The organism is Ancylomarina sp., from assembly GCF_041555295.1.
GTDB lineage: Bacteria > Bacteroidota > Bacteroidia > Bacteroidales > Marinifilaceae > Ancylomarina.
The window spans coordinates 1-9,314 of record NZ_JBFFKR010000132.1 but is presented as its reverse complement, the minus strand read 5'-3'; the positions used below and the strand labels follow the sequence as shown (position 1 = coordinate 9,314).

At 34.7% G+C, this 9,314-nt stretch carries 9 protein-coding genes; 5 read left to right on the top strand and 4 right to left on the bottom strand.

All coding sequences use genetic code 11. The features are described 5' to 3' along the window. The coding region (locus tag ABY905_RS10335; protein WP_372643334.1) for a tandem-95 repeat protein at nucleotides 1–1,167 on the top strand (1,167 nt) is incomplete at its 5' end. A 41-nt stretch (nucleotides 1,168–1,208) separates the two neighbouring features. On the opposite strand, the gene ABY905_RS10330 is transcribed toward ABY905_RS10335, so the two are convergent. The 3 genes from ABY905_RS10330 to purE all read right to left on the bottom strand — a co-directional run bounded on the left by ABY905_RS10330 (nucleotide 1,209) and on the right by purE (nucleotide 4,779). Next, nucleotides 1,209–3,272, bottom strand: coding sequence for a helix-hairpin-helix domain-containing protein (locus ABY905_RS10330; protein WP_372643332.1), 2,064 nt, complete (start codon nucleotides 3,270–3,272; stop codon nucleotides 1,209–1,211). A 9-nt stretch (nucleotides 3,273–3,281) separates the two neighbouring features. Beyond that, a complete protein-coding gene (locus ABY905_RS10325) occupies nucleotides 3,282–4,097 on the bottom strand; it encodes a hypothetical protein (RefSeq protein ID WP_372643330.1) in 816 nt (271 codons plus the stop codon). 178 nt (nucleotides 4,098–4,275) lie between these two features. Continuing rightward, nucleotides 4,276–4,779 carry a 5-(carboxyamino)imidazole ribonucleotide mutase gene (purE, locus tag ABY905_RS10320; RefSeq protein WP_372643328.1) on the bottom strand — a complete coding sequence of 168 codons (504 nt, stop codon included), beginning with the start codon at nucleotides 4,777–4,779 and terminating at the stop codon, nucleotides 4,276–4,278. 409 nt (nucleotides 4,780–5,188) lie between these two features. Here purE and hpt point away from each other — a divergent pair, with 409 nt between their 5' ends. From hpt to ABY905_RS10300, 4 genes are all read left to right on the top strand, one after another. Beyond that, the gene (gene hpt / locus ABY905_RS10315) at nucleotides 5,189–5,728 is read left to right on the top strand and encodes a hypoxanthine phosphoribosyltransferase (protein WP_372643325.1); all 540 of its coding nucleotides are present in this window, start codon (nucleotides 5,189–5,191) and stop codon (nucleotides 5,726–5,728) included. A 124-nt stretch (nucleotides 5,729–5,852) separates the two neighbouring features. After that, nucleotides 5,853–6,452: an adenylate kinase gene (locus ABY905_RS10310; RefSeq protein ID WP_372643323.1), complete on the top strand. Its 600-nt coding sequence runs from the start codon at nucleotides 5,853–5,855 to the stop codon at nucleotides 6,450–6,452. Between the two features lie 102 nt (nucleotides 6,453–6,554). Further along, complete coding sequence (gene obgE, locus ABY905_RS10305) at nucleotides 6,555–7,571, top strand: GTPase ObgE (protein ID WP_372643321.1); 1,017 nt, start codon at nucleotides 6,555–6,557, stop codon at nucleotides 7,569–7,571. Nucleotides 7,572–7,731: 160 nt separating this feature from the next. Beyond that, the gene (locus ABY905_RS10300; protein ID WP_372643318.1) at nucleotides 7,732–8,421 is read left to right on the top strand and encodes a phosphatase PAP2 family protein; all 690 of its coding nucleotides are present in this window, start codon (nucleotides 7,732–7,734) and stop codon (nucleotides 8,419–8,421) included. A 199-nt stretch (nucleotides 8,422–8,620) separates the two neighbouring features. Here the strand turns inward: ABY905_RS10300 and ABY905_RS10295 are convergent. Next, on the bottom strand, nucleotides 8,621–9,314 hold a 694-nt coding region (locus ABY905_RS10295), incomplete at its 5' end, for a DUF6629 family protein (protein ID WP_372643315.1).

The following is a 9,314-nucleotide window of genomic DNA, read 5'->3' as shown; positions in this document are numbered from 1 at the left end:
GATGTTTCAGAAGTAAATGAGGATGAAGTGTTGAATGGTGAAAACCTGTTGACTAACGATTATAAGGTTCCAGGCACTAATTTGAGAATTAATACAAACCCAATCGTTGATGTAACTAATGGAAGCTTGGTCATTCATAATGATGGAACATACACTTATACTCCAAATCTTGAATTTAGTGGAATAGATTCTTTTGTCTATAGTGTTTGTGATGATGGAACGCCAGAGCAATGTGATCAAGCTACAGTTAATATTACAATTGTATCAGTTAACGATGGACCTCTGGCCATGAACGATGAGGCTGAAGTGAACGAGGATGAAATATTAAATGGAGCAAGTGTTTTAGATAATGATTCGGATGTTGATAGTGATGCCTTCGAAATCAATACATCTCCAATTGAAGATGTTGAGCATGGTATTTTGACTATAAATACTAATGGAACCTATACTTACATTCCTGATGCAGATTTTAATGGTACAGATATGTTTACCTATGAGCTTTGTGATAATGAAACTTTAGCTGCTTGTGGACAAGCTACAGTGACGATTTCTGTTTTACCAGTGAATGATGCTCCTCGGGTTTTTGACTTCGAGATGGAAGTAAAAGAAGCTTCGTTGAATAATCCGATTAACCTTGAAAGTCCTTTTGATCCAGATGGCGATGAACTTTCTGTAAAGATTATGACAACGGTTGATTTTGGTGATATTGTTCTTTCAAATGGTCAGATTCTTAATGATAAAGATATCATCTCAGTAGAAGATCTTCTTAGTATGGAATTTAATACTAGAGAAAGATACATTGGAGAATTGATAATGCTATATGAGGTGAGAGATGAAAATGGTTTATCTACACAAGGGAGAGTTAAAATTATTGTTGTTCCGATTGATGTGTTTATACCCAATGCGATTACACCTAATAACGATAGTTTAAACGACAAATTTAAGATTGTAGGTTTGGAAAGATTTCCAGAAAACAGTTTGGAGATCTTCAATAGATGGGGAAATATCGTTTATAAAAAACGGGATTACGATAATAATTGGGATGGTTATGGAAATGTTAAGGGACAAATTTCTAATGATAGACTTCCACCAGGAACTTATTATTACATATTCAAATTTGGAATAAAGAAACAACCCTTATCTGGTTACGTTTATATGACTTATTAATAAAATTTAAAAATGCTACTTAATTATTTAGGTGGCATTTTTTACAAACTAAGTTTTAGTTGTAGTTTAATTTCCGATTTTGTGTCTCCTGATATTTCTGAGTTCGCAGAACCAATATTTTTGGTATTGGCATATTGTGTGCGTGCATATCGAAGGTATAGACTAGCAGATCTATTGAATTTGTATCTGAAATTGAGATAGAAACGTGATCCTTTATTGAAATAAGCTGGTATTGAAAAAGCATATAGAATGTCATTTTCGTAGGCATAAATTCTGGTGTTGAACGAATCAGTTTCGAAAAGAGCATAGCGAACGCTTGTTGTAAATGGTAGTTGACTATGATGATAGATTAGATCCTGATAAAGTAGATAGCCATTTTCTTTCTTAGATTTTTTGTATTCTGATAATTCTAAACGATTTCTAATTTCCCAGTTTTCATTTAGTTTCGCGGATAAATGGAGACGATATTGTTTCTTTGAAACATCAACAGGGGTTATAAGTTTCTCATCATTTGTGTTCTCTGGTTTATTTTCGTGCTTGTATCTGAAATAAACTGAAACCTTCTTGTTAGGATTAAATTCTATTTGAGAAAGATAATCACGACCAGTTGTTGGAGAACTAACGCGATATTTGAGCCAGGGGAATTCGTACAAGTCATAATAGGCTAGTACTGTCCATTTAGGATAAGGATGAAACTCAGCTCCAAAATAGATTCCTTCTTCGTTTTGAGTGCCAGATTGTTCTCCAAAGGCATTACCATAAAGAGTTTGGTAATCCTTATTGTAATTTCGATAAATGACTTCTAAGGATAATTGAGGATGAGCTTGCAAATGCATCCCCTGTAAAATGGCATGACCTCCCGATTTACTTTGTCCAACTTCACCATATAAATGAATTCTTTTATATCGAGTTTCGTAGTAGGCACTTATATTAGAGTTTTCTTTTCCTGAAAAGTCATAAATCTTATTGAGTTCATCTGGTTTGCTAGCAATTTCAGGTGAAAATTGAGATTTTAGAAATGAAGCTCCAAATTCGACCTTGTTTAGGCTAAAAAGCAATGTGCCACCCCATATTTTTTCATCGAGTTTATCCTTTTGCGTTGATTCACTATATGAACGATGAAGACCTGTGTTAACGATACTTTTGGTTAAGTCATTTTCAATGCTTGCATCTCTTTTTTTTGATGAGGCAAAAGCAGTCAGGTTAATTTTTTTCAGAAGTTTAATCTCAATTGCGCCACCTCTGAAAAATAGATTTTCGTCAGTAGAATGATAGGACTTGACACCCTGCAGTCTTTTGGCATTTTGAGTCGTAAATGTAGATTTTCCAGATCCCAAGCCTGACCATAGACTCAAGCCTTGCCCAAATTTAATCTGGTAATCACCAATATTAATTTGGCGAATTGTACCCTTGCCCTTATATTTTACAAATGCTGAATAAAAGTCGAACCCTTCAGCGTTTTCACCTTCAAAGAATGGTTCGCCAGCGTCATTTTCGGCGGTAAATCCAAATTCAATATTCTTTTTAGGAGAGCTGTATTTATAACGCGTATAATATTTCCATTCATTGCCAAGATATTGAGGGTTGTTTTCAGTACCTATTGGTTCATCATCTTCAAAAACATACGACCTATAACCTTCTTCCTGCTCTAATGTTCTTTGAGTTCTGACCAGAATAAAATGTTTGGCTCTACTTTTTGTTTGAATTGAAATTTTTTGAGAGTCAATCTTTAGGCTTGTAAAAGGAATTATTTTCTGAAGTATAGAATAGTTAAAGCCATCCAATAACCTTAGTTCGTAAAAACTATAAATAAGACCACTTTCTTTTCTGTATTCCAATAGGTTTTGGATTTGATAATCTGAAAGGAGATGTAATTGTTCTAATTCATCTTTGCTAGCATTATTTAAGTTGATGGGATTGTCATATAATGTATTGAATCTTTCTAATAGATCTGTATAGTCTAACGTTTCGTCGCTATTTTCAGCAATATTCTCTATTATTTTCTCAATAATATCATTTCTAATAGCCGTATTTTGTCCGATTAGCTTTGTGCATACAAACAATAGGATGGTGATAAAAGTTATTATAGATTTAAAACGAAGCATAGCTAAATTTTAAAATGAAATATTGAGGTCAATGGAAGGCGTATATCCAAGATTCTGATGTTTGGAATAGGCTAAATTCATTTTGATGATTTTGAATTTATAGCCCAAACCGAAACTAATTTGATTGGGATGATTGGAAACTCCTAAACGGAGAAATAGTTTTTCAAGTAGTTTGTGTTCGATACCAAATTTCAAACGAATGTCGTTATCAAAATCCTTCTCAACTTCTGAATTAAGCATAGTTTCCTTTGATAAATGCCACGAAAAACCAAAGCGTGCAACAGTTGGAATAGCTTCATCAAAATATAGGGTTTCAAACTTTTCCTGAGTCGGATTAAAAAGATGGAAGCCTACATAAAAGTCAGAAACTATTTCAGCTAATAAGCCAATTTCGAAGTTATACTTGCTCTGCTCTCCATACATTTGATTTAGTTTAACACGCATTTGGTTGAGCTGAACGCTAGCCCAGAAATGCTGCCCCAGAGCTTTTGAATAGCCTATGCCAATCTTACTTTCTTTATATAAATCGGAACCAAATTGTGAATAGTTAAAGTTAAAACCTCCAAGTTTTGTAGGTAGGTAAATAGCAATTGCTTTGGTGCTTAAATCCTCGAGCTGAAATCGATTTTCGTAAAAAATACCTAACTGGATTTTTTTGAGTTTGGCTAAAGAAGCTTGGTTGTTGTAATTAGCCCAGATATCGAATGAAGCAACAGATGCCTTAGCCATAGCATTTGATCGTGTCCCTGCTATATGATTTTCAGAAGAGGCCTGACTTAAATACGATGTAAATAGTAATAGTAGGATAAGATTGATCGATTTCATTGCTAAATGTGTTAAGATCAATCATGAAGTTAGTGCAGAATTTTTAATATGTCAAATATTAATTGTTTTTTTTACTATTCTGGTTCTGAGTAAATAAAGAATCCGCAAAGTAAACCTATTTACTTTGCGGATTATTTATAAATGTATCTCTACGATCTAATTAGATAGATTTTCACTATCAAACTCGATACTCATATTTTACTGTAGCTAATTCTTCATTTGCTTTAACGATCTTCTGTTTTAGGCTTTCTTTGAATTTGATAACTTCAGCTTGAAGTGCTTCGTCACCCGATGCAATAATTTGAGCAGCTAAAATGCCAGCATTCATTGCACCATTTATAGCAACTGTTGCAACGGGAATTCCTGGAGGCATTTGTGCAATAGCAAGTAAAGCATCCATTCCATCAAGGCTAGCATTAATTGGCACACCAATTACAGGGAGTGGAGTCATAGCTGCAATTACACCTGGTAAATGCGCTGCCATACCTGCACCTGCGATAATAACTTTAATACCATTATCCATTGCACCTTTTGCAAAGACTTCAACTTCTTCAGGTGTACGGTGAGCCGACAAGGCATTTATTTGGAATGGAATTTTAAAATCGTTCAAAATTTGGGCTGCCTTTTCCATAACTGGAAGATCAGAAGTACTTCCCATGATAATACTAACTTTCGCTTTCATCGTGTTTTAATTGGTGGATTTATAAAATTAATAACAAAAAATTGTACTTTTGTCGCCAAGTAAGAATTGTTTTAGTTCTATATGATCAACAAACATATGGTTGCTTTTGCTTAAGGCAAAAATGGAAAAAAAATATGGATGTTACATTATGGATTTAAAACTTTTTTTTTATCCTTTAAATGTCTTGTCTTGATGATTTTATGGCTGTTGTTTAGCTTAGGTGCAACTTGATGTTTACAGAGTGATGAATCTTGAACGTTGATTTTCTTTAATGAAAATAAAACGGCTTACTTGGGAATAAAATTAAAAGAATAATCACCTAACGGAAGCATTAATTTAATTCCATTTGGAATTTTAGGAGGCGAACTCTTTCCGAAAGAATAGGGAAGGCAAATAAAATTATAGACAGATGAAAACTGTAAAACTTCTTGATAGAGAGTTTAGGGTATCTATCCCGGCTGAGAGGATTGATAATGCTATTGCAGAAATGGCTGAGAAGATGAATAAGGATTTAGCTGGAAAGAATCCAATGTTTATTTGTATTTTAAATGGATCGTTCATGTTTGCATCCGATTTGATGAAGCTAATAACTGTTGAAAATGCTGAGATTACTTTCATGCGTTTAACTTCATACGAAGGTATGGGAACAACAGGTAAGGTGAAAAAATTGATGGGTTTTACTGAGGATCTTAAAGATCGTACAGTTGTTATTCTTGAAGATATTATTGACACAGGAATTACAATGGAAAATACTTTAGCTCAAATTGAAGAATATAAGGCTAAAGAGATTCTAGTTGCAACCATGTTATTTAAGCCTGATGCTTTAAAGCGTGATGTGAAGATTGACTATGTAGGTATTGATATTCCTAATGATTTTATTGTTGGTCGTGGTTTAGATTACGATGGTATCGGAAGAAATCTTCCTGATGTCTATACAGTTATTGACTAAATTCATTTGTGAGCAATCTGTTTTCGATTTCTCTTATGATTTATATATGAATTGAACTTCTTTTTATAATTCATTCTTGGATTTTAAGAAGAAGTGTTTTATTTTATAACAGCATTCAGTTTCTATGGTGAATATCATCATGTTTGGACCTCCAGGTTCTGGGAAAGGTACTCAGTCTAAGTTATTGCAAGATAAATTCAACTTGATTCACTTATCAACAGGTGATGTATGTCGGGAAGAAATAAAATTTGCAACACTTGAAGGTTTAGAAGCTAAAAGGTTAATTGATGGAGGTAATTTCTTCCCAGATAAATTAGCCTACCGAATTGTTGAAAAATTTTTAGATCAGCATGCCGATGCTAGAGGAATAGTTTACGATGGTATTCCTCGTCATATCGGACAAACGGATCATTTTGCCGAAATGTTGGCAGAAAGAAAAGGAAATGTTGATTTGGTAATTGAATTGAAAGTTGAAGAAGAAATTTTAATTCAGCGATTACTTAAAAGAGGCGAATCGTCAGGTCGTCCTGATGATAGTGGAAGAGATGTTATTCTTAAGCGATTGAGAATTTACGATGACGTAACAGCTCCCATTGCCGATTATTATAAAACGAAAGGCCTTTACTATGCTCTTGATGGCATGGGATCTCTCTCTGAAGTTTTTGAAAGAATCGTTGCTCTTGTAGAGCAAACTTGTTTCAATCAAAAGCTCAATATCGTATAACTAGTTACGAATTTTAAAGATACAGCATTTGTCATTTTGCATCTGTTGTATTTAACTCATAGCACATAGCAGCTTGTTATTTAGGCTAAAAATCAATACAACATGGCAGGATCTAATTTTGTAGATTACGTTAAAATATTTTGTCGCTCCGGAGCGGGTGGTCCAGGTTCAGCTCACCTTCATCGAGATAAGTTAACCATGAAAGGTGGACCCGACGGTGGTGATGGTGGTCGTGGAGGCCATATTATTATCAGAGCCAATAAGCAACTTTGGACATTGATTCATTTACGTTTTAGCCGACACGTGTTCGGTAAAGATGGTGGTTCTGGAGGTCAGAGTAGAAGTACAGGATTCGAAGGTGCTGATGAGGTTATCGAAGTACCATTAGGAACCGTGGCTCGTGATGCTGAAACGGGTGAAGTTATTTTTGATGTGACTGAGGATGGCGAAACCAAAATCTTAGTAAAAGGTGGACGTGGTGGTCTGGGTAACTGGAACTTCCGTTCTTCAACTAATCAAACACCTCGATATGCACAGCAAGGTGAAGAACGTGTTGAACGTGTCGTTATTTTAGAACTTAAAGTTCTAGCTGACGTAGGTTTGGTAGGTTTTCCAAGTGTTGGGAAATCGACTTTACTATCTGTAGTATCAGCAGCTAAACCAAAAATTGCTGATTATCCATTTACAACTCTAGTGCCTAACTTAGGTATTGTAGGTTATCGTGATAATAAATCTTTTGTAATGGCTGATATCCCTGGAATTATCGAGGGAGCACATGAAGGTCGTGGTTTAGGTCTACGTTTCTTACGTCATATCGAGCGAAACTCAGTTCTATTATTTATGGTTGCCGCTGATAGTGACGATATTCATAAGGAATATAAAATTCTCTTGAATGAGCTGAAACAATTTAATCCTGAGCTTTTAGATAAAAAACGCTTGTTAGCAATTACGAAGTCTGACATGTTGGACGAGGAGTTGAAAGATGAGATTCGTAAGGACTTACCAAGTATTCCATACACATTTATTTCTTCGGTTGCCCAGCAGGGACTTGTTGAGCTGAAAGATATGCTTTGGACCGCTATAAATGATGATAACGCTATAGCTGATAAGGCTGAGTAGGTCTTTTATATATTTATTTTATGATTTAGGCTTGGTATTAAACCAAGCCTATTTTTTGCTCTAAATCGATTGACAATATTAACCGATCTAAGTTTGATTAGTGCAATAAAAGATTGTGTTCTTGCGTTGTGATATTGTTCTTCTACACTTATAATTCACTATGGAAACTTTACTTCAACTTGATCATGAACTATTAATTTGGTTCAATTCTTCTCATAGCCCATTCTGGGATGCTATAATGATGTTTTTTACTCGAATTGAGTTTTGGATTCCATTCTATATTTTAGTGACTTACCAAATATTTAAGTATAAAGGAAAAGAGGCTTGGTGGTGGTTGATTGGACTTTCATTTTTGATATTATTTGGAGAGTTAATTTCAACTTATCTTTTTAAAAACATTCTACAGCGATTGCGTCCAAGTCATGAACCAGCTCTTTCGGGTGCCGTCAATTTGGTAAAGGCTTACGCAGGGGATAAATTTGGATTTGTATCTTCACATGCGACTGCTGTTTTTGCTTTTGCCATATATACCTCAAAACTCTTTAAGAATAATATTTACACCTTATTTATTGCAATTTGGTCTTTATTGATTGTCTATACCCGGTTGTATTTAGGCCTTCATTATCCGGGAGATATTCTTGGGGGGATAGCCTTAGGTTTAGGACTTGGATATTTCTTTTATAGAATTACACGCTGGTGGGTATCTCGTTTGTATCCACAAAAACAATTTGCACGATATAAGAAACTGTTGGGAAATTCTGATGTCGGCATTTTAATTGCAGTTGTTGCTTTAGAAATGGTAACAATATCCTTCGTGATTCTCAAATTGCTGAAACTGGCTTTCTTTTAGTGAGTACGAGAGCTTCGGAGGTCTGGATGATAAACGATACTGCTATGGCAGCTGTGTTCTTACTTAAAATGTTACTGTCTTGTCAGCCCATAGAACTAGGTCAATACAATTCGTTGTTGAAGAAATGGGGCATGATTATGTCCGGTCTAATTGTCTGAATTTAAGATAAGTTCCAAGGCAGGTGTCTCTCAACCTGTATTTATGAGCTGGTCGGTTTGAACGGGTTTTTTAATAAAATAAAATTTCTCTTCGTATCTCTTAGAATCCAGTAGATCACTCCGCTTATTAATGCAGCAAAGAAGCACCAAACTGATGTGAGGTATTGCCTGAAGAATATTGCTGTAACTAAACAGGATAGGAACATCAATGCGCCCAATAAATGTGTTTTTTTAACAGTCGAGACAAAAAGAGGCGTAATCGTCACAATTAAGTATGTTATAAAAGCCGCCATTCTTAAAGATTTGGGAAAATCGATATTATAATGGATATGATAATCCATAATTTGTGGATTTACATTGAAGGATAGCAAGCAAAAAGCATAATATAACGATAAGGATAAGCCTAGTGCTAGCAGAATTTTCAATATCTTTTTCTTTTTATTATTTTCCTCCATTAATAGTATTGAAATTGGAATTATAACCGGCCAAAGAACCTGAGCCATAACTAAGAAAATATAGGTGGAAATTTTCTGAATATTATCATATTCCGGATAAGGTAATGTTAACCACAAAAAGCCTTCAGCAATTTGTTGAATCCCGAAAAATAAGGGAATACTCGCAAACACGAGTTGGGAAGGTTTATGAACTTTCCTAACAGTTGCAATACCTATTGTAGAAATAATAATACCCCCTGCAAAACTAGCCTCTGGTGAAAAACACATATTGTTGCTTTTT

What these genes read in the sequence shown, in the direction of transcription:
- ABY905_RS10330 (WP_372643332.1), bottom strand. Translation starts at nt 3,272, where the DNA reads ATGCTTCGTTTTAAATCTATAATAACTTTTATCACCATCCTATTGTTT.
- ABY905_RS10325 (WP_372643330.1), bottom strand. Translation starts at nt 4,097, where the DNA reads ATGAAATCGATCAATCTTATCCTACTATTACTATTTACATCGTATTTA.
- purE (WP_372643328.1), bottom strand. Translation starts at nt 4,779, where the DNA reads ATGAAAGCGAAAGTTAGTATTATCATGGGAAGTACTTCTGATCTTCCA.
- hpt (WP_372643325.1), top strand. Translation starts at nt 5,189, where the DNA reads ATGAAAACTGTAAAACTTCTTGATAGAGAGTTTAGGGTATCTATCCCG.
- ABY905_RS10310 (WP_372643323.1), top strand. Translation starts at nt 5,853, where the DNA reads ATGGTGAATATCATCATGTTTGGACCTCCAGGTTCTGGGAAAGGTACT.
- obgE (WP_372643321.1), top strand. Translation starts at nt 6,555, where the DNA reads ATGGCAGGATCTAATTTTGTAGATTACGTTAAAATATTTTGTCGCTCC.
- ABY905_RS10300 (WP_372643318.1), top strand. Translation starts at nt 7,732, where the DNA reads ATGGAAACTTTACTTCAACTTGATCATGAACTATTAATTTGGTTCAAT.